Source organism: Nodosilinea sp. E11 (genome assembly GCF_032813545.1).
Lineage (GTDB): Bacteria > Cyanobacteriota > Cyanobacteriia > Phormidesmidales > Phormidesmidaceae > Nodosilinea.
In genome coordinates this window covers 1,179,934-1,197,922 of sequence record NZ_CP136520.1, presented here as the reverse complement: position 1 = coordinate 1,197,922, position 17,989 = coordinate 1,179,934, and the positions used below count along the sequence as shown (strand labels likewise).

At 58.5% G+C, this 17,989-nt stretch carries 19 protein-coding genes; 6 read left to right on the top strand and 13 right to left on the bottom strand.

Going from position 1 to position 17,989, the window contains the following annotated elements:
• Positions 1-61: 61 nt before the first annotated feature.
• The 3 genes from RRF56_RS07740 to RRF56_RS07730 all read right to left on the bottom strand — a co-directional run bounded on the left by RRF56_RS07740 (position 62) and on the right by RRF56_RS07730 (position 2,142).
• Complete coding sequence (locus tag RRF56_RS07740) at positions 62-247, bottom strand: hypothetical protein (RefSeq protein ID WP_275334725.1); 186 nt, start codon at positions 245-247, stop codon at positions 62-64.
• 383 nt (positions 248-630) lie between these two features.
• Positions 631-1,098, bottom strand: a complete 468-nt coding sequence (locus tag RRF56_RS07735; protein ID WP_317037061.1) for a hypothetical protein — start codon at positions 1,096-1,098, stop codon at positions 631-633.
• Positions 1,099-1,626: 528 nt separating this feature from the next.
• A complete protein-coding gene (locus tag RRF56_RS07730) occupies positions 1,627-2,142 on the bottom strand; it encodes a hypothetical protein (protein WP_317037060.1) in 516 nt (171 codons plus the stop codon).
• 562 nt (positions 2,143-2,704) lie between these two features.
• Here RRF56_RS07730 and RRF56_RS07725 point away from each other — a divergent pair.
• A complete protein-coding gene (locus RRF56_RS07725; RefSeq protein ID WP_317037059.1) occupies positions 2,705-3,619 on the top strand; it encodes a branched-chain amino acid transaminase in 915 nt (304 codons plus the stop codon).
• 79 nt (positions 3,620-3,698) lie between these two features.
• Here RRF56_RS07725 and RRF56_RS07720 read toward each other — a convergent pair whose 3' ends face one another.
• From RRF56_RS07720 to RRF56_RS07705, 4 genes are all read right to left on the bottom strand, one after another.
• Positions 3,699-5,027, bottom strand: a complete 1,329-nt coding sequence (locus RRF56_RS07720) for a phosphatidylserine/phosphatidylglycerophosphate/cardiolipin synthase family protein (RefSeq protein ID WP_317037058.1) — start codon at positions 5,025-5,027, stop codon at positions 3,699-3,701.
• A gap of 114 nt (positions 5,028-5,141) precedes the next feature.
• Positions 5,142-6,428 carry a cytosine permease gene (gene codB / locus RRF56_RS07715; RefSeq protein WP_317037057.1) on the bottom strand — a complete coding sequence of 429 codons (1,287 nt, stop codon included), beginning with the start codon at positions 6,426-6,428 and terminating at the stop codon, positions 5,142-5,144.
• A 164-nt stretch (positions 6,429-6,592) separates the two neighbouring features.
• A complete protein-coding gene (locus tag RRF56_RS07710) occupies positions 6,593-7,288 on the bottom strand; it encodes a PspA/IM30 family protein (protein WP_317037056.1) in 696 nt (231 codons plus the stop codon).
• Positions 7,289-7,440: 152 nt separating this feature from the next.
• Positions 7,441-8,907 carry an SPOR domain-containing protein gene (locus RRF56_RS07705; RefSeq protein ID WP_317037055.1) on the bottom strand — a complete coding sequence of 489 codons (1,467 nt, stop codon included), beginning with the start codon at positions 8,905-8,907 and terminating at the stop codon, positions 7,441-7,443.
• A 230-nt stretch (positions 8,908-9,137) separates the two neighbouring features.
• On the opposite strand from RRF56_RS07705, the gene RRF56_RS07700 reads away from it, so the two are divergent.
• Positions 9,138-11,465, top strand: coding sequence for a ComEC/Rec2 family competence protein (locus tag RRF56_RS07700; protein WP_317037054.1), 2,328 nt, complete (start codon positions 9,138-9,140; stop codon positions 11,463-11,465).
• 85 nt (positions 11,466-11,550) lie between these two features.
• Here the strand turns inward: RRF56_RS07700 and RRF56_RS07695 are convergent, their stop codons facing one another.
• The 3 genes from RRF56_RS07695 to hisH all read right to left on the bottom strand — a co-directional run bounded on the left by RRF56_RS07695 (position 11,551) and on the right by hisH (position 13,493).
• Complete coding sequence (locus RRF56_RS07695) at positions 11,551-12,045, bottom strand: hypothetical protein (protein ID WP_317037053.1); 495 nt, start codon at positions 12,043-12,045, stop codon at positions 11,551-11,553.
• 236 nt (positions 12,046-12,281) lie between these two features.
• Positions 12,282-12,845, bottom strand: coding sequence for a 16S rRNA (guanine(966)-N(2))-methyltransferase RsmD (gene rsmD, locus RRF56_RS07690; protein WP_317037052.1), 564 nt, complete (start codon positions 12,843-12,845; stop codon positions 12,282-12,284).
• Positions 12,846-12,848: 3 nt separating this feature from the next.
• Positions 12,849-13,493 carry an imidazole glycerol phosphate synthase subunit HisH gene (hisH, locus tag RRF56_RS07685; RefSeq protein WP_317037051.1) on the bottom strand — a complete coding sequence of 215 codons (645 nt, stop codon included), beginning with the start codon at positions 13,491-13,493 and terminating at the stop codon, positions 12,849-12,851.
• Between the two features lie 64 nt (positions 13,494-13,557).
• Between hisH and RRF56_RS07680 the strand changes: the two genes are divergently transcribed.
• The gene (locus RRF56_RS07680; RefSeq protein ID WP_317037050.1) at positions 13,558-14,064 is read left to right on the top strand and encodes a hypothetical protein; all 507 of its coding nucleotides are present in this window, start codon (positions 13,558-13,560) and stop codon (positions 14,062-14,064) included.
• Between the two features lie 50 nt (positions 14,065-14,114).
• On the opposite strand, the gene trxA is transcribed toward RRF56_RS07680, so the two are convergent.
• The 3 genes from trxA to RRF56_RS07665 all read right to left on the bottom strand — a co-directional run bounded on the left by trxA (position 14,115) and on the right by RRF56_RS07665 (position 15,605).
• Positions 14,115-14,462 (bottom strand): thioredoxin, encoded by a 348-nt coding sequence (trxA, locus tag RRF56_RS07675; RefSeq protein ID WP_317037049.1) that lies wholly within the window; start codon positions 14,460-14,462, stop codon positions 14,115-14,117.
• Between the two features lie 119 nt (positions 14,463-14,581).
• Entirely contained in the window at positions 14,582-14,953 is a 372-nt protein-coding gene (locus RRF56_RS07670; protein WP_317037048.1) for an alr0857 family protein, read from the bottom strand.
• Positions 14,954-15,293: 340 nt separating this feature from the next.
• On the bottom strand, positions 15,294-15,605 hold the full coding sequence (locus RRF56_RS07665; RefSeq protein ID WP_317037047.1) for a hypothetical protein: 312 nt from the start codon (positions 15,603-15,605) through the stop codon (positions 15,294-15,296).
• A gap of 327 nt (positions 15,606-15,932) precedes the next feature.
• On the opposite strand from RRF56_RS07665, the gene RRF56_RS07660 reads away from it, so the two are divergent.
• The 3 genes from RRF56_RS07660 (at position 15,933) to era (ending at position 17,802) form a co-directional block, all read left to right on the top strand.
• Positions 15,933-16,262, top strand: coding sequence for a hypothetical protein (locus RRF56_RS07660; RefSeq protein WP_317037046.1), 330 nt, complete (start codon positions 15,933-15,935; stop codon positions 16,260-16,262).
• Between the two features lie 147 nt (positions 16,263-16,409).
• Entirely contained in the window at positions 16,410-16,847 is a 438-nt protein-coding gene (locus RRF56_RS07655) for a secondary thiamine-phosphate synthase enzyme YjbQ (RefSeq protein ID WP_317037045.1), read from the top strand.
• Positions 16,831-17,802: a GTPase Era gene (gene era / locus RRF56_RS07650; protein WP_317037044.1), complete on the top strand. Its 972-nt coding sequence runs from the start codon at positions 16,831-16,833 to the stop codon at positions 17,800-17,802. Before RRF56_RS07655 ends, era begins: the two co-directional genes overlap by 17 nt.
• The last annotated feature ends 187 nt before the right edge of the window (positions 17,803-17,989 follow it).

Sequence of the window (17,989 nt, the reverse complement as noted above, 5' to 3'; positions counted from 1 at the left end):
CTGCCCGGTTCTGCGATCGCTCCATCTGACATGAAAGGCCGTGGGGGCCAAACCGGGGAATCTAATAGTTTTGCCGGAGTCGACCTCGGGTGCGGCCACTGAGTCGCTCAGACACCAGGTCGCGGTCTTTGTCGCTGAGGCCGCTGATACGCTGTTGGGCCTGGTTAAGCTGATGGTTATCAGACAGACGGTTAATCAAGTCAGCTTCGTAAGAACGCTGACGCGGGCTGAGACGAGACTTTCCCATGGGTGAGGTGCTCTGGATTGAACTTAAAGCGAGTATGTCTTCTCAGTGTAAATTTAAACCGAGCTGCTGGAAACGTTGGAAAGCCTTAGCAAGGAATTGTTACTAGGAGCTGTAACCGCTGAGAGCCCAAGCAGCAGTCGTTACAGCCCCTAGCCTAGGTTTTAAGTTGAGCGTGGCAACGCTCAACATATAACGCCCATGGAATATATAGCGTGGCCATTGTGCTAGGACGAACCCTGGCTACGGTTGAAAATTGAGACAGCGCAACGGCGTATAGCTATCGCTTCAAGCGTATCAGTCATGTCCTCACCGTTCTGGCGGTGGCTATAAGATGATCGCCAGGCTTAATCCCACGCTTTAGGGTAGGCGATCGCGCTAAAGCCCTAAAGACCGGTATCGAGGGCTTCAGTTAACTTGTCGAGATAGATCATCATCAAGTTGCTCTGGTCGCTAGGTAGGGTGGTGCGCACTTCTTCTTTGAGCATGCGATAGGCGGCGACGCAGGCATTTTGGTGATGAAAGGCCCGAATGATATTTTGCATCCACACCAGGTACTCTTCCATAAACCCATCTTCGTCTTGGAGCAAGATGCCCTTAGACACGTATTCCAGGGTAAACAGCATGTCGCGCTGACATTGCTGGCCATGCTCTTGCACCACTTGCCGGTGGGGGGTTTGCATTAGCCGCCGCAGCGCATTGAGCACCAACTCTTTGCCGTGATCCCTAATCTGGTTGTAGAGGGTCATGCGAACCTGAAACGCATCCATCATGGTGTTGAAGGGGCGCAGTTCGGCATCGGTTAGGTAGCGACCGTCGGCTTCGCGGATAGAAGCGAGTAGAGCGTTGTTCATAGCAATTAAGGGCGCGATCGCGCGGCCTGAATGGGTTCTTCTCCAAGGTTCCCAGACGATTTGGTGTGATCTACGATACCTCAATAATTCTTCGCACTTAGAGTTGTAGCCAGTCTGGGTAAGACATTTTCCCGGAAAACGTTTGAACGTTTCTAAGGTATCTGGATGTCCTAACCCAAGTGACTATGGCTATAGAAGCTCGGGGTCGGTGAAGAGAGCTGTAAACGGCTTACTGTTCGCGGCCCAGCCCAGCTGGTCTGCCCTATCTTGAGCTGCCCGAGGTACAGTCTGGCCACGCCGACAACCCGATCGCGATGCTGCGCACCCTCCACACCGAGGCCCAGACTACTAGCCGTCGTTTCGCTAGAGCATGCCCAGCTAGCTATCGGTGCTCCAGCAAGATGCAGCCATGTGGTTGCCTAAGGCTGTTTAGCTTGAGGACCTGGTCCTTAAACCCCAAAAAAGTGCACCATGTGCTCTACGGCAGTTTGGCTACGCGGCTTAGAGATGGCCGAGCCGCAGCGATCGCTAGGGAGATGTCAGCGAGCCGCCAGTAAGACCGGAACTTGGTGAATCTTCATTGACCTGTTGGGATCCGCAATACTGCTCAAATTGCCCAACCACCTCAGATATTTCGTAAGACATCACCTGCATATTGCCATAGGCCGTCTCTGCTGCTGCCTGATCTCCTCGCTCGGTTGCCTCCAGATAGTCAACCATACTGTCACGAGTAAATATGATGCTACCCAGCGCCTGCTGGTAGAGAGCTTGGAGCGTCGTATCTGCAAAGCTCTGCTCTTCTAACTGCTGAATTTCCTGATCGAAAACTGCAACCAGATTTTCTACTATCGCCTGCTGACTATCGCGATCATTTTCCCGTGCCGTAAAACGCTCGTTAAAGCTTGTCAGGCCAGCGTTAAACCGTTGGCATTGAGCTTGGGTGGATTCGCTACTGAGAGAAGACTGATTATCTGCGGCAGTATTTTGCCCAGCACAACTCACCATCACCAAAGCTAAAATCAGTAAATAAAAACGAGTTTTCATAAGGAATTAGCGAAAGCAACACTAAACTTAGATCAGGCTTGTAGAAAATTTAACCACCCATTTCAACCCTTAATCTTGCCTGTCAGTCAGTTTTTTAACTGGTCTATAATAATCTGGCATGATCGGTCAGAAAGCCGCCCTAGGGCATCAAGACTTTGAGCCTGAGAATGCTGATAACGGAGGGCAATTCTCAGCTAGATCAAATTTCTGGTATAGATTTTACTGCGTACTTGATGAAGTTTTGGGGTTCGTAGAGGGTAAGGTTGCTAGCTGCTGATCCCTATTTTGATGCCGCAAGAACGATGGCATGATTATTACTTAGTAAACACTTGTGATACACATCGCTTCGTCGAGAGGAGCTATAGGTGCCACAAGGCAAGTCTTTTTGGAGGTGGTAAAAACAGGAGATTTCGCCCCAAACGGCGATCGCCAACGAGCGAACCACCCAACGGCCCCCGGCCTCTGTCAACGTCATCGACAGCTAACTTGAAGATCGTTAACTTAATAAGGCTGTCTATTCGGTCTATTCTTGTAGGATGCCGTGTTCAGCCCAGCCGTAGCCATGCACAACTTTTTACCCGTCGCCTACTTCGAAGGCCAGTTTTGCGACTTTAGCGACGCCAAACTCTCCATTGCCACCCACGCGCTGCACTACGGCACCGGGGCGTTTGGCGGGCTGCGGGGGATTCCCGACCCGGCGGGGGGCGATCGCGTGTTGCTGTTTCGCCTCGATCGCCACTGCCAGCGGCTTAGCACCAGCGCCCGCTTACTCAACTATGACCTGCCCGCCGACAAAATTCAGGCAGTGATCACTGACTTTGTGCGTAAAAACAGCCCCGATAAGTCGTTTTACATTCGCCCCTTTGTCTATACCTCAGACCTGGGTATTTCGCCCCGGCTGCACAACGTTGAGAAAAGCTTTTTTGTCTATGGGCTAGAACTAGGCGACTACCTCTCGCCCGAGGGCGTCACCTGCCGCTTTAGCTCGTGGTACCGACAAGAAGACCGCAGCTTGCCCCTGCGCGGCAAAATCAGCGGCGCTTACATCACCTCATCGCTGGCCAAAACCGAGGCGGTGGAGTCGGGCTTTGACGAATCGATTCTGATGAATGCCCAGGGCAAGGTCAGCGAAGCCTCGGGCATGAACGTGTTTATTGTCCGCAACGGCAAACTGATCACCCCCGGCTACGAGCAAGACATTCTTGAAGGCATCACCCGCGACAGCATTCTTACCCTGGCCCGCGATCTGGGAATTGAGGTAGTTGAGCGTCCGGTTGATAAGTCAGAGCTGCTGATCGCCGATGAGGTGTTCCTCAGCGGCACAGCGGCCAAAATTACCCCGGTGCGCCGGGTTGAGTCGTACAGCCTGCCCGCCCATCGTCCGGTGACTGACCAACTGCGTGACCGGCTCACCGCCATCACCGAAGGCCGCGACGCCGTCTACAAAGACTGGGTGTTTGCGATCGAGCTTGGCTAGCCTAGATCCCTGGGGTCTGCACCAACTCTGGCCCTAGGCAGCGGGCTACCGCTAGACCCCTGGGATCGGTCTATGCCATCTACAGCAAATTCTTAAATAGCAGTGCGGCGCGACCTTTGACGGTTTCGAGCCAGGGGCGATTTTGCCAATCCTCGTAGGTGAGGCAGTTGCTGTCAGCTAGGGCATCGGTAAAGAACTGTTCGATCTCTTGGGCCAGTTCGGGGTAGGACCCAGAAATATTTAGCTCGTCGTTGTGGAAGTAGCTGCGGGGATCAAAGTTGGCGCTGCCGGTGCTCACCCAGGCGTCATCGACCAGCACCAGCTTGGCGTGCATCATGCTGGGCTGGTATTCGCAAATGGCAATGCCTGCCTCTAGCAAGTCGCCGTACAGCTCGCGGCTGGCCCTGTGCACCATGCGCTTGTCGGTGGCGGCGCTCATGGTGAGCACTCGTACGTCCACGCCGTTTCCGTGGGCGGTGAGCAGGGCCCGAGTGGTGTTGGCGTCGGGCACAAAGTAGGGGCTGCCAATCCACAGGCGCTCTTGGGCAGTCAGCATACTGAGCTGCATCAGCAGCCGAATGGAGGATTCATTCAGGCTGGAGGTATCGTCGGTAATGTAGAGGTCAACCGGGGCGTCGGATTGCACCAGCCGAATTTCGTCTGAGAGGTTGAGCTGCCCCCCTGAGTAGGCCCAGTTTTGCAAAAATTTGCCCTGGAGCAGGTTTACCACTTCACCTTCGTAGGCCACTTCAAACTCCAGCCAGGGGGCGGTGTCGTGGTCAAACTCGGTACCATCCCAATAGTCAGAGGTGCCTGCGCCGCCGATCAGCGCCTGTTTTCCGTCAATGATCAGTAGTTTGCGATGCGATCGCGAATTGTACTCCAGCGGCCTGCGCCAGTTGGGTTTGCGAAAAAACTGAAGCTCAATCCCCAGATCGCGCAGCCGCTGCCAATAGTCGTCGGGCATGGCCTCGGTACCATGGTGGTCGAGCAGTAGCTGCACCCGTACCCCAACCTGGGCTCGCCGGGCCAGCGCCTCGGCAAAATCGTCGGCCCGGCGGCCTGGGGTCATAAAGTAAGTTTCGTACTGAATCAGTCGCTCGGCCCCGTCGATGGCGGCTTGGCGGGCCGCATAAACTGCATCGACCTCGCGCCAAAAGCCGATCATGTGTCCGCTAGTCGCGATGGAGCTAGTCAACCCCACCAGGGTGAGGTCAAATCCCGGTTCGTCGAAGGCAGGAACGTTGGCGATCGCATAGTCAGCTTCGGCTCGAAATACCCCCCGCAGGTAGAGAAAGCCGCCGATGCCCAGAACCAGCCCCACCAGCCCGGCCAGCCCCACCAACCAGGGCACCGGAGAAGCCTGGCGCTTATTAGCTTTGTCTTGAGGCAGAAAAGAACGACCCATGGGCGGCAGAGGAGAGAACAAGCAAGCGCCCCAGCATAGCTCTCAACCGGGTTAAAGGTATCCATCTGGAGGGAGGGATGACACTAGGCCATGATTGTGCCTAGCGTCTGCCCCTTATCCCCGCGCTGGTAGCACCCGGCTTAGCCCCACGTAGAGCACCAGGGCCGACACCACGCCGTTGATCGGCACAATGCCCCAATCGGCTTCGCCGGTAAAGTATGCGATCGCCGAGGCCCCCACGTAGGCGATTACCCCCGCCCAGTTAAAAGCGGGCTGCGAATCTACCAGGGCTGGAAACTGCCCCCGGCGATTGATCCAGTAGTCGGCCATGATGATGCCGCCAATAGGTGGAATAAAGGTGCCGAGCAAAATCAGGTACTGCACCAGCCCTTCGTAAATGCCGCCCCAGGCCATAAACAGCGCGATCGTCGCGCCGCCCAAGACGAACAGGGTGCGGCGGCTAGAGCGAAACATGTTGGACCCGGCGATCGAGAAAGCGTAGATGGTGTTATCTTGAGTGGTCCACATATTCAAGAAGAACAACACCAGACCGCCGACCAACAGTCCCTGTTGGGCCATCACCTGCACGATGTCGGCTTCGCCGTAGACCTTGGCGCAAAACGCCCCCGAAAAAATTAAAAACCCGTTGCCCAAAAAGAAGGCAATCAGCGTAGCAACAAACCCAACCTTCCCATTCTTGGCAAAGCGGCTCCAATTGGTGGCCTGGGTCCCCCCCGATACAAAGGTGCCAACGATGATGGTGATGGCGGCACCCAGAGGCAGCGGATCGGCGATCGTCGCCGCCTGCAAGCCCGCAAAGCCGCCAATATCGCGCGAAGCTACCGTCAGGCTCATGGCCATCAGTAGCACCATGGCGGGCACGGCCACCCGGCTCAGCCAATCCATGGCCTGGTAGCCAAAGTAGGCGGTCGAGCAAAAAGCGTAGGTAAAGAAGAGAATAATCAGCCAATTCCACGACTCGGGCACCCCGGCTAGGGTATTGAGCAACTGCGCCATCAGTGCCGAACCCCACGCATACCACCCAATTTGGGTAAAGCCTAGAATAAAATCGACCCAGCGCGACCCCACATTGCCAAAGCTGAACCGCGCCATGAGTACCGTAGTCAGCCCGGTTTCTCCGGCGATGTAGCCTAGCAGTGCCGCATACAATCCCAAGATCAAGTTGCCAACTACAATCAGACCCATCAGGTTCGGCCAAAACTGAAACGACGGCCCCACTAGCCCCCCTGCAAAGAGAGTCCCAGAGTAGAGGGTGAAACCCACTAGAATGGGAGCCAGGGAAATCAGCGATCGCCGCGCCGCCTCGGGTACCGGACTGAGTGGATAGTCTTCGGAGCCACGACTTGGGGTGTCGATGGGAGATTCGGTAGTGGTAGACATGGGTTCAAAAAGCGCATTGGGCCGATTGTAAGGATACGCTAACCAGCAAAAAGTGTTCCTTAAAACATTCAAACGAACCCCTAACCCCTAGATAGCGCTTTCCCCCAGGTTCCCTGCTTGAATGGGAAGCGCGCCTAGCGGCTGCCATGACCGTACCCCCCCAGCTAGGAGGGCGGCAGGCGATCTTGGCTACCGCCCTGGCCCGCCAGCCGGTTTTTCATCGCGGCCAGCTCGCTATCTACTGTGGCTGAGCCCCCTTCTAGGGCAGCAAACTGGCGCTCTAGGGGGTCGCCGCTGAGTTCTTCGAGGGCTTCTGACTGCGCCTCTAGCTCCATCACCCGCTGCTCCATTTGCTCAAAGGCGGCAATAGAGCCCCCTGTACCGGTTTGGCCCAGCATAGTTTGAATGCGCTGGGAGGCCTCAGCCGAGCGAGCGCGGGCAATGTAGAGATCCTTTTTGGTGCGAGCATCGGAAATTTTGGCCTCTAGCCGCCGCATGTTGTCTTTGAGCCCTGTGACCACATCCCGCTGCTGGTTCAGCTGGGCATCCATGGCCTGGGCCGATTGCAGATAGGTTTGGCGGCGGGTTAGAGCCTGGCGGGCTAGATCTTCTTCGCCCTTTTGAATGGCCAGCTCAGCCCGGTTATACCACTCGTTAGCGGTGGCTTTGGCCTGGGCGCTCTGGCGCTCGGTGCGCTTTTGGGTGGCGATCGCCTGGGCTACCGCCTGCCTGAGCTGAATCAGGTTGGCCTGCATATCGGCCATGGCCTGCTCCAGCACTTTTTCAGGATCTTCAGCCTGGTTAACCGCACTACTGAGGTTAGCTCGCAGAACTCGCCAAGTCCGATCAAACAGCCCCATTGAGTGATCTCCAAATACTGTGCCCTGCTTCAGCATAACAGGCGGCTAGGGAGGTGTTGAGGCCCATGGGGGCGGTAGAGACCACAAGAGGCAGGGCACAGCCCTCGATTGAATGTCCCAGGCGCTCGGTTCTCCCTCCCCTCGGCTTGCCCCTAGGGCGAAATCACCTGTGCCGGAATTCCCTGTCCCTGGAGCTGGTTGACCAGGTTTTGAGCGGCTGACTGCTGGGAAAATGCGCCCATTTGGATGCGGGTGCCGCTCGAAAAATTGCGCACGTAGGCGTCGCCCACGGCACTGCGAGCCGACTCTAGCGACTGAGCCCCATTGTAGTCAGTCACTACGTAGTAGCTGGGGGCTGCCTGGGGCGGGGCCTGGGTGATAGGGGCCGGGGGAGCAACGGCGGCGGGGGGAGCGATGGGGCGGGGCGGAGCGGGGGCGCGATCGAGGGCCAGGGGCTGGGGCGGCTGAGCGTTGGCGGCGGGCGGAGCCATTTGCAACGCCGGGGGAGCTGCCATCGGGGACGCTGGGGTAGGCGCTGGGGCGCGGGTGGCTGCCGGAGCTGGGGTGGGTGTAGCTGAGCTGGGGTTGGGTGCGGGCCGGGTTGCCGAGCTAGGGGTGGGCGCGGGCCGCACGGCTGGGTTAGGGGCGGCGACTATCTCGGCCCTGAGAACGGCGGAGCTGCTGTTGCCTGCCGCCGTTGGCACGCCGGGCCGGCTTGGGGGAGGAGTGGCGTCGTCGGGGCGATCGCCCGTCAGGGCAGGGCTTTGCCCGTCACCGGCTGGAACCTGAGCCGGTACGACCCGACCCTGGCCCGCCCTGGCAGCATTGGTTGAGGGCAAGGTGCTGATGTTGTTCAAGTCTAAGGACATGAACTCTTTTTCGGACAGGTCTGGCCCCTGGGGCCTAAACCCAGAACTGGCCTGGGCACCCCCGTCCTCTAGGGCGATGGCCCCTTCAATATCGCCTTCGGCAGGGAGGGGATCACCCTTCAAGCGCCGGACAATGGGGTTGTCGGTGAGGTGGCGCACAGACTGCGGCGAGGTGACCAAATAGCCAAAGCTGGCGCTACCGACCAGCAACAGCAGCAGCGCCCCTACCCCCAGGGGGGTAGAGAGGCGCTCAACCAAAGTTGGTGCATAAGCTGGATCGGCGGGGACTTTCGCTCCCTTGGGCAGACTGCCCAGTAAGGCCTCGGTGCTTTCTAAATAGTCTTCTGGGGCGGAGCGGTAGGTGGTGAGGGTGCCGCCATGGCTGAGGCGCACCTGGTTAATGGCGGCAGGCGGGTAGGTCTGATGGTTGGGCAACGCCGCTTGACCGGTCAGCTCTTGCCGCCGGGCGTTGGGCGGTGGTGGCGGCGCAGCGGTCGCGGTGGTGGCGGCGGCGGCAGCAGCGGGCTTAATGGAGATTAAATCGATGGGTTTGCGGGGGGTGCGCAGCTGTAGCCGCGCCGGCGTGACCGGCAGCGGGTTTTGACCAGAGCGACTTTGACGATAGCGGTAGAGCTCGTCATCCAGGTTGAGGTTGAGACTTTCTATCGCCCGTTGCAGGCGTAGGCTGGACTCACCTGAGGGGGCAAAACTCTCAGGCCTGGTGGATAGACCAGAGGGCAATTGCGTCATGGTTATCATCTCCCTGGATGTAGCACTGATTAATACTACTGATTTCTTGCAAGTTGGCAACTGTTCACTGGGTAGATCGGTAGAAAATGCAACCTACCAAAGGCTAGGGTGACTAGGCAGAGCCGCCGTTGATAGGGCTCGTCGCCGGGGTGATTGCTGGGATGGAGTGCTGTGATTTAGGCGTTGATATCGGGCTTTCTAAGCTTAATCACAGGGTGTAGAAAACTGGTATGGGTGCGATCGCGGGCTCGTTATGGGCGGGTGCCTACTGCGCTGGGCTGCTTTGGGTCAGTATTTTGGTTCGTCATCTGGGGCTGAGCCCTTGGGTGGGGGTGGCTGTCGCTAGTGTCGGAGTGCTGGTGGTGGCAGGGTTGGCCGCTGGGCTGCTGCCCCGACGGTGGCCCAGGGGACCGAGCGCGGCGCTTTGTCTGGGGGCCGGGGCGATCGCCGTCGTTGCTGCCCTCAACTATGGCCTGCGCTACCCCACCCCTGGCCCCCTCGACCTCAGCCATCGACTGGCCCAGCCCGAGATCGCGGGGGCGCACCAGGTGGTCTGGGGCGAGGTGCAAGCACTACCTCGCCTCACCCGCAATGGCCGAGGCCAACTGTGGCTCACTACCAGCCAAGTGCGTCTGCTCGATGCCAATCACCATCCGCTGGGTGCGCCCAGCCTGGCGCGGGGCAAACTCTATGTCACCCTGCCTGCCGACCAGATTGCCGGTCTGTTTCCGGGGCAGCGGGTGCAGGTGCAGGGCCAACTCTATGTCCCAGCGCTGCCCAAAAACCCCAACGCTTTCAACTTTCGGGCTTATCTGGCCAGCCAGCGCTGTTTTGTCGGACTTGCCGGTGAAACAGTCACTCCAGACCGAGGGCAGTCTCCGCCACGGTTTGCCCTGTGGCAGCTGAGAGAACGCATTGCCCAGGCCCAGGCTCAGCGCTTGGGCACCCCGGCAGGGCCGCTGGTGAGCGCTATGGCCCTGGGCCGTAAAGCGGTCAACCTACCCTACGAGATTCAGGATGCCTTTGTGCAGGCGGGGATGGCCCATACTCTGGCAGCCAGTGGGTTTCATGTGTCGCTGGTGTTGGGGGTGGTGCTGGCGGCGATGGGGCAGCAGGCGATCGCCGCCCGATTCGCCAACCCGGTGAGAGCCAAGGTGATCGCTGGAGCGCTGGCCCTGGGGGGGTATGTGCTGATCACCGGAGGGCAGCCCAGTGTGATGCGGGCCGCCGTCATGGGGGCGGCGGTGCTGATCGGGCTAGCCCTAGAGCGCAGTGTCAAACCCCTGGGTTGTCTACTGTTGGCGGTGACCCTGCTGCTGCTGTTGCACCCCGACTGGGTTGACGACGTGGGCTTTCGCCTCAGCGTGATGGCCACCCTGGGGCTGATGGTGGCGGTAAAGCCGATTGCCGAACGGCTAGAGTGGCTGCCGACCACGGTGGCGGCGATCGCCGCAGTGCCCTTGGCCGCCTACCTGTGGACCATTCCTTTGTCGCTTTACTATTTCAATACCCTCACCACCTACAGCATTCTGCTCAACATCGCGGCCACCCCGCTGGTGCTGGTGCTCAGCCTGGGGGGCATGGTCAGCGGGGCGATCGCGGCGGTCTGGCCCTGGCTGGGGGCTCAGGCGGCATGGCTTCTCTGGCTGCCTGCCCACCTGCTGATTGCCCTGGTGAAATGGGAAGTTGGCCTGCCCGGCAGCGCCCTGGCCACGGGGCATATTTCCCTGGGGCAGATGCTGGGCCTCTACGGTCTCTACGGTTTGTGGGGCTGGGGCGAGCAGATCTGGCGACCGTTGCGGCGGCGCGGCATGGTGACGCTGCTGATCGTGGCTCTCGCCCTGGGGCCGTTGCTGTATCGCGGGGCCACGCTGTCGCAGGTTACCGTGCTGGCTGCTGGGCAAGATGCGGTGATGGTGGTGCAAGATCGCCGATCGCCCCTGGTCGTCAACAGCGGTACCGACAAAACTGCGTTCTATACCGTGGTGCCCTTTTTGCGTCAGGCGGGCATCAACCAACTCCCCCACGCCATCCACGGCGACGACAGCGATCGCGACAACTGGCACACCATTGCTGAGAAATCGCCAATTCGCACGTTCTATGGGGCCAGTTCGGCTTTGGGGGTACTGCCTCCCGGTGGCCGGTTTCAACCGCTGACGCCGGGCCAAAGCCAGCCGGTGGGTCGGCAACAGGTGCACTATTTGCAGGAGGGGGCTCGGGGGCTGCACCTGAGCCTGCTGCATCGTGACCACTGGCTGCTGTTACCGAGGCTGACGCCCGCGCAGCAAGAACCCTGGGTGCAGGCTCAGCCGGGGTTGCCCAATGATGTGCTGTGGTGGCACGGCGAAGAACTGACGACAGAGGTCCTAGATGCGATCGCGCCTACAGTAGCGATCGCATCAGGGCAGCGCATTCATCCTGCCACCGAGGCCCTGCTCAAGCAGCGCGGCATTGAGGTTTTTTGCACCGAACGCGATGGAGCCGTGACCTGGACCCCTGGGCAGGGGTATCGGGCTCATCTGAGGGGCCGACAGTCATCCCTTGCGTTCCTCGAATAGCAGCCGTTCAGAACCAGGGTTTGGGCAACCAGTCTGGGGTCAACAGGGAACGACTCGCCACCTCTAGCTGGTTGACTGCACCAACTTACTGCACCAACAAATTGAGCTGGTAGTTAATGCGGCCGGTACCGACGGTCTGTTGCTGTACTACCGTATTAGGGCCGTTGAAGGCGATCGCTACCGAGGCCGAGGGAGGCGAATAGCTGCCCATGATGGTCACCTGGGTAATTGACTCATTCAGGTAGGGGCTGACATCCACAAATTCTGACGTGCTGCTCAAGGGCACGCGGGTATGGCCATCGATCTCAATATATCCCTGGAGAGTTGCCCCCGCAGGTACACTCACCGACAGCAGATGGGGCTCGTCCAAATTGGCGCGCTCTAGACTAATGGTGTTGGTCTGGCGTTGGTACGAATCCATAACATCCTTAGCGCTGGCCTGAGACAAAATTGTGCTGAGGGCCTGATAGGTGACCCCAAACGCCTGATTACCGTTGGCCGAGGAAGGCCCCACTGCCGCAGTAACGGCTACCAAAATCAATAGAGCAACCCCAAGGGCCGATGGATGTTTCATAGCCATGACGACATCTCCAGGAAAATGGGGTGAACTGCACCACAGTTGAATCGCTACCTCCAGCGGAGGTTTAGGGTGCTGACGCCATTACTATCAAGTTGTCGATAGCGTGACCCTGACGATCCACTTGGGCAACCCCAACAAACATGGCTACAGGACACCCCCTGGGGTCAGCAAGTTCCCCCCAGCCGCCAAAAAATTACTCTGCCAATGGTGCTGAAGGTCTCCAGGGCAGTTGAGCCCTAGGGAGTAACGGCGATCGCCTGGGGGGCCAGCTGGTAAAAAGCCAAATGGCTAATGCCGTACTGCTTTTGACGCACCAACTCTAGGCCAGAGATGGAAGCCGCTACCCAGGACTCAGGGCGGTGCTCGACGGCAATTTCGCCCGATTCGGCCAGCAGATTGAGGCTCACCACCCGCTCCAGCACTGGCTTGTAGAGCTCACTGTCGTAGGGCGGGTCGAAGTAGATGCAGTCGAAGGGTTGCCCGCGCAATCGTGAGAGTTGTTTGACCACATCGCCTCTGAACAGGCTAAAGTCCTGGTCGGGCTGGGCTACCTGCTGCCAGTTTTCGCGGGTAATTTTGTAGGCATCGGGGGAAAGTTCTATGCCCACGACCTCTGCGGCTCCTCGACATAGGGCTTCGGCCCCCATGGCCCCGCTGCCCGTGCATAGGTCGAGCCAGCGGCAGTCAACGATGCGCCCCTGCCAAATGTTGAACAGCGCCTCGCGTACCCGCGCCGAGGTGGGCCGAGTCTCTAAACCGGGCAGAGTTTTGAGCGCGCGGTTGCCGTAAATACGCAGCATAGGCTAGGCCACAGCCACGGGAGATTGGGCGTTGACCAAATTGACAAAGTTGGCCAGCATGGTCAGGCCAGCGGGAGCCGATTTTTCGGGGTGGTACTGCATGGCCATAATGTGATCGCATGCGATCGCTGCGGTGACGGTCTGAGACCCGTGGGTCGTCGTGGCGGCATTCACCGCTGGGTCGCTGGGTTCAGCATAGTAAGAATGCACAAAGTACACCCAATCGCCATCGGCAATGCCCTGCCACAGGAGGCAGTCTGGCTGGGTCAGCGTCAGCTGATTCCACCCCATGTGGGGAATGGCGATATCGGGTTCTTTCCGAAATTTTTTGATGCGTCCGGGAATGAGTCCCAGCCCTGGCTCGATGCCTTCGTCGCTCCCCTCAAAGAGCAGCTGAAGACCCAGACAAATACCCAAAAAGGGCTTGCCCGCCGCAATCTCTCGCTTGATCGGTTCGATCAGCCCTTTTTCGCGTAGGTGTCGCATCGCCGGGTCAAAGGCTCCATCACCGGGCAGCACCAGGGCATCGGCGGCGTGCAGGTCGGCCACCACATCGGTAATGGTGGGCGTAGCCCCGGCCAGGGCTAACCCCTTGCAGGCTGAGTGCAAGTTGCCCATGTCGTAGTCAATCACGGCGATGTTGGCCATACGCGCTCCAGCCCTCTAGCATCGGAATTCATCCAGACTTTATCCTACTTCCTCCTGCGTTCCCATGCTGCTTACCACCTTTGCTCCCTGGCGTGCCCACCAGATCTCTAATGCTGCCGATGACTTGATTGTTCATCTTCAGCGACAGCAGCAAATTCCGGCTGGCACCACTGTGCTGCGTCAGATTCCGGTCAGCTTTGAGCTGGCTCCGCTGCGGGTGATGGCTAAGCTGGTTGAGCTGCGGCCCCCAGTAGTGGTGTGCTGCGGTATGGCCGAAAAGCGCTCGTATCTGCACCTAGAGCGCTACGGCAAAGGCGAGGATGGGGCTTTAGAGACGTCTTTACCCCTAGACTCACTGCTAGTAGATACGCACGTGACGGCCATCAGTGACTGTGCAGGCACCTACGTCTGCAACCACTTGTATTACCGGCTGCTGGGGGCGATCGCCCAGTACCACTGGCCTACCCAGGCGCTATTTGTGCACATTCCCCCGCTAACCCCGGTGACCCAGCCCCTACTGGCCCACGACCTAGCCTTGATTTTGCAGCGTCTGGGGTCGCTCAAACCCTAAACCAAAAAATTGGGCCTCAGCGGTGCCAAGGCCCAGAAAAGAACCGTCGTCTATGCGGCTGAGTTGGCCGTCACCAGCGACTCTAGCCGGGCCACCAGGTCGTCTTTGGCGACAACGCCTTCAATGGTGTCAACCCGCTCCCCATGCTGAAAAAAGATCAGGGTGGGAATGGCCATAACGTGGAACTGAAGCGCCAGAGCGTCTTCTTCGTCAACGTTGAGCTTGGCGACCTTGGCTCGACCCGCAAAGGTTTCAGCCAGTTCTTCGACAATCGGGTTCATGATGCGGCAGGGGCCACACCAGGCCGCCCAAAAATCGACTAGCACTGGCACATCACTTTGCAGCACCTCGGCCTCAAAGTTGTCGGCGGTAAGGGTGAGGTAGGTTGCATCAGCCATGGTGAATGTCTCCTTGTCTAGTCGAGGTTTAGGTTGCAAAAAAGATTGAGAAAAGCGATTGGCCCCTGATGTCTACGGTACTGCAAAGGCTGGGCGATAGAGACATCAGGAACCCAAATTCAACCTCCCTGGGAGCAGGGAGCCGCTACCCAACTGAGGCTTCGTTGCCAAAGGGCCGCGATTTGCCGCTCTAGGGCAGCGCCTAGCTCAACGACCAAAATGCCCTCGGCACAGGCGCTGTCGTCGCTGAGCCAGGTGCCTTGCAACGTGATCTCTAGCCAGCCATAGTCGCAGGGGGCCATCTCTAGCCCGCTCTCGGCCAGGGGCGAGGCCAGGATAGCCGGGAGCGCAAACGACCCCGCGCCGGGTTGCACCATCAGGGGCCGCCCGGCCCGCAGAGCCACAATGCTGCGCTGGGCTACCATCGCTTCTACGCTGAGGTTTAATTGTTCAATTAATAAATCTGCATCGGAATAGGTCAGTTTCAACATGATCCCTCATGCCTTGAGTACTTGTGAATGAGTTGCGAATGAGTTGCGAATTAAATTAGCGTTGCGTTTAAGTGCGGTTGTGCCGGGGCGGCGATCGCCCCCAGGGTGGGTCTAGCGCTGCGCTAGGCGGCGCTCGGGCTAGAGGTGCGATCGGGCCTGCTGTCGGCGATCGTTGCCGCCTGCCCTTGGTTTTCTGACAAGACACCAATGGCAGCGGCCAGACCGCTGTCAACCCAAACCTAGAGCCTCTAAATAGCGGGATCGGCCAACAATGGCCGTCCCCAGGCGGCAACCCTTGAGGCTTTAACCTCCAAGGCCGTAGACCAGTGCGGCTGTCGGGTTAACCCTGAGACACAAAATGCTGGCAAAAGGGGTGAAAATACTGCCCCACAAAGTCGATTCTGAAGCCGATTCTGCGGTCGCCTAGCCACCCCAACCGATCTCGCCCCAGGAGATGATCGCTCCTACGGGCGTTATTCCGGGCTCGATCAGGGGTGAGAAAACTGCCTAGGGCAATTCCACGTCTAAAGTGAATTAGTCGACTAATTCGGCCCATCAACCCATCGAACCCCGCCACCATGCTTAGCTGGCCAGCATTGCCGGAAGCGGCGGCAGTATTAAATGCGGTGCCAGTAGACATGTTCCGTACCATGGCGGAGTTCCTCAAGCGTAAAACAGCAAGGCTTAGGGAGAAATCGAGGGTATGGTCTAGCTCAGCAGCGTTTAACAGTCACATGTTGGTTTTAAGACGATCCAACGCTGAGGCTTGACGGATACGCTCGAATAACGTTAATACTACACTCGTAATACAAACGTGTCTAGTCTGTCTAAACTGTTAGTTAGTGACTGAGCGGGTTCCGTTGTGATAGGTCCAAAGATGACAGGCTGTAAGCAATCGTGAGTTCAATTCGTCGTCACGACCCGCAATGACCGACTCGGCCCCCGTTGTTCCCCGTTCTTTTTGGAGGTGTGCCCGCCGATGCCAACCCTAACTCGCGTATCAACCACTGAAATGGAAGTTACCAGCATTCGCCTAGAGCGATCGCTGAAGGAAAAACTTAAAGCCCTGGCCGGTAGCCGGGGCTATCAGGCGTTGATTCGCGATGTGCTTTGGCAGTATGTCGAGCACAGCCCCACCGAAGGCGAAACCCAGCTTCAGCCCAGCGATATCTGCGCTAGCTTTGGGGCCGTAGCCGAACAAGACCAGGTCTGTGCGCTGACGGGCCAGCCCATTCCCCTTCATGCCCCTATGCGCTTAGGGCTGACCACCCAGGGCCGCCTGGTGCCGCTGAGCGTAGATAATCTGTAGAGAGCGTTAGGGGCCGGTCTGGGGGTGTGGTGTTGGACAGTCTGACTTTGCCCTCAGATCCCCCTTAGGTGTAGAAACATCAGGTAATTTTTCATAGAGGGATTAATTCTGACAGAATAGAAACCGGTCTATTCTGAGCGTTGGTCAATGACACCTCCTACCGCTACCACCCGCCACTATCAGCAGCAGCTGACCCTGCGATCGCGGGGCAAGTCGCTCCAGCGCTTCACTGCCGAGGTAGAGCAGGTCGTGCGGGCTTCGGGGGTTGAAACTGGCCTCTGTACGGTGTTTTTGCGCCACACCTCCGCCAGTTTGATCATTCAAGAAAACGCCGATCCCGACGTGCTGGTCGATCTGGAAAACTTCTTGGCTAAGCTGGTGCCTGAGGGCAACCACTACATCCACAGCACCGAAGGCCCCGACGATATGCCTGCCCATATTCGCACGGTGCTAACCCACACCAGCGAAACGATTCCGGTGGTGGGGGGGCGGCTGGGCCTGGGCACCTGGCAGGGCCTTTACCTGTGGGAACACCGGGCGCGGGGTTCGGCCCGCGAGGTCATTGTTCATGTCACGGGCTATTAGTATGGTGGATTCCTTTGACCCGGTTGGCTACAGCGCTATTCCTACCCCGCCGGAGGGGTTTAAGTCGGGATTTGTGGGCATTGTGGGCCGTCCCAACGTGGGTAAATCGACCCTGATGAATGCCCTGGTGGGCCAAAAGGTGGCGATTACTTCCCCCACCGCCCAGACCACCCGCAACCGTCTGCGCGGCATTTTGACGAATGACCAGGCGCAAATTATCTTTGTCGATACCCCCGGCATTCACAAGCCCCACCACGAGCTGGGCAAAATTTTGGTCAAAAACGCCCGTATGGCGATCGACTCGGTGGATGCCACCCTGCTCGTGGTCGATGGCAGCGTAGACATGGGGCGCGGCGACCAGTTTGTGGCGGAGCTGCTGGCCCACACCAGCCGCCCGGTGATCTTGGGCATGAACAAAGTGGATCAGCAGCCAGAGGATGAGGATGCGATCGCAGCCCTTGACGCCAGCTACCAGGGGTTAGCTGACGCCCACGGCTGGCCCCTGGTCAAATTTTCGGCCCTGCACGAAACCAGCCTCGACACCCTGCTGGCCACCCTGATCGACCAGCTCGACCCCGGCCCCTACTACTACCCGCCCGATCTGGTCACCGATCAGCCCGAGCGCTTCATTATGGGCGAACTCATCCGTGAGCAAATTTTGCTGAATACGCGGGAAGAAGTGCCGCACTCGGTGGCGATCGCCGTCGATCGCGTGGAAGAAGACACCAACATCACCCGCATTCTCGCCACCATCCACGTCGAGCGCGAGTCGCAAAAAGGCATTCTGATCGGCAAAAAGGGCAGCATGCTCAAGGTGATCGGCTCCGACGCCCGCCAGCAGATTCAAAAGCTGGTGATGGGCCAGGTTTACCTAGAACTCTTTGTCAAAGTCGTACCCAAGTGGCGACAATCCCGCAGCCGCCTCGAAGACTTCGGCTACCGGGTCGAAGAGTAGGCGCGCGAAGACGAGAAAATCAGGCTGTCGTAGGGTGCACCCGCGCAGCGATGCACCATCACGAAGACCATAGGTAGCAGTGCGGTGCGGCTAGCAAAGGGGTTTGCAAAAGGCTGGGCGATGTGGGGCCGCGACGGCACCCCTACGATTGAATGCGTTGCAGCCAAAAGCTTAGGCCAACAAGGCT

What these genes read in the sequence shown, in the direction of transcription:
- RRF56_RS07740 (WP_275334725.1), bottom strand. Translation starts at nt 247, where the DNA reads ATGGGAAAGTCTCGTCTCAGCCCGCGTCAGCGTTCTTACGAAGCTGAC.
- RRF56_RS07735 (WP_317037061.1), bottom strand. Translation starts at nt 1,098, where the DNA reads ATGAACAACGCTCTACTCGCTTCTATCCGCGAAGCCGACGGTCGCTAC.
- RRF56_RS07730 (WP_317037060.1), bottom strand. Translation starts at nt 2,142, where the DNA reads ATGAAAACTCGTTTTTATTTACTGATTTTAGCTTTGGTGATGGTGAGT.
- RRF56_RS07725 (WP_317037059.1), top strand. Translation starts at nt 2,705, where the DNA reads ATGCACAACTTTTTACCCGTCGCCTACTTCGAAGGCCAGTTTTGCGAC.
- RRF56_RS07720 (WP_317037058.1), bottom strand. Translation starts at nt 5,027, where the DNA reads ATGGGTCGTTCTTTTCTGCCTCAAGACAAAGCTAATAAGCGCCAGGCT.
- codB (WP_317037057.1), bottom strand. Translation starts at nt 6,428, where the DNA reads ATGTCTACCACTACCGAATCTCCCATCGACACCCCAAGTCGTGGCTCC.
- RRF56_RS07710 (WP_317037056.1), bottom strand. Translation starts at nt 7,288, where the DNA reads ATGGGGCTGTTTGATCGGACTTGGCGAGTTCTGCGAGCTAACCTCAGT.
- RRF56_RS07705 (WP_317037055.1), bottom strand. Translation starts at nt 8,907, where the DNA reads ATGACGCAATTGCCCTCTGGTCTATCCACCAGGCCTGAGAGTTTTGCC.
- RRF56_RS07700 (WP_317037054.1), top strand. Translation starts at nt 9,138, where the DNA reads ATGGGTGCGATCGCGGGCTCGTTATGGGCGGGTGCCTACTGCGCTGGG.
- RRF56_RS07695 (WP_317037053.1), bottom strand. Translation starts at nt 12,045, where the DNA reads ATGGCTATGAAACATCCATCGGCCCTTGGGGTTGCTCTATTGATTTTG.
- rsmD (WP_317037052.1), bottom strand. Translation starts at nt 12,845, where the DNA reads ATGCTGCGTATTTACGGCAACCGCGCGCTCAAAACTCTGCCCGGTTTA.
- hisH (WP_317037051.1), bottom strand. Translation starts at nt 13,493, where the DNA reads ATGGCCAACATCGCCGTGATTGACTACGACATGGGCAACTTGCACTCA.
- RRF56_RS07680 (WP_317037050.1), top strand. Translation starts at nt 13,558, where the DNA reads ATGCTGCTTACCACCTTTGCTCCCTGGCGTGCCCACCAGATCTCTAAT.
- trxA (WP_317037049.1), bottom strand. Translation starts at nt 14,462, where the DNA reads ATGGCTGATGCAACCTACCTCACCCTTACCGCCGACAACTTTGAGGCC.
- RRF56_RS07670 (WP_317037048.1), bottom strand. Translation starts at nt 14,953, where the DNA reads ATGTTGAAACTGACCTATTCCGATGCAGATTTATTAATTGAACAATTA.
- RRF56_RS07665 (WP_317037047.1), bottom strand. Translation starts at nt 15,605, where the DNA reads ATGGTACGGAACATGTCTACTGGCACCGCATTTAATACTGCCGCCGCT.
- RRF56_RS07660 (WP_317037046.1), top strand. Translation starts at nt 15,933, where the DNA reads ATGCCAACCCTAACTCGCGTATCAACCACTGAAATGGAAGTTACCAGC.
- RRF56_RS07655 (WP_317037045.1), top strand. Translation starts at nt 16,410, where the DNA reads ATGACACCTCCTACCGCTACCACCCGCCACTATCAGCAGCAGCTGACC.
- era (WP_317037044.1), top strand. Translation starts at nt 16,831, where the DNA reads ATGTCACGGGCTATTAGTATGGTGGATTCCTTTGACCCGGTTGGCTAC.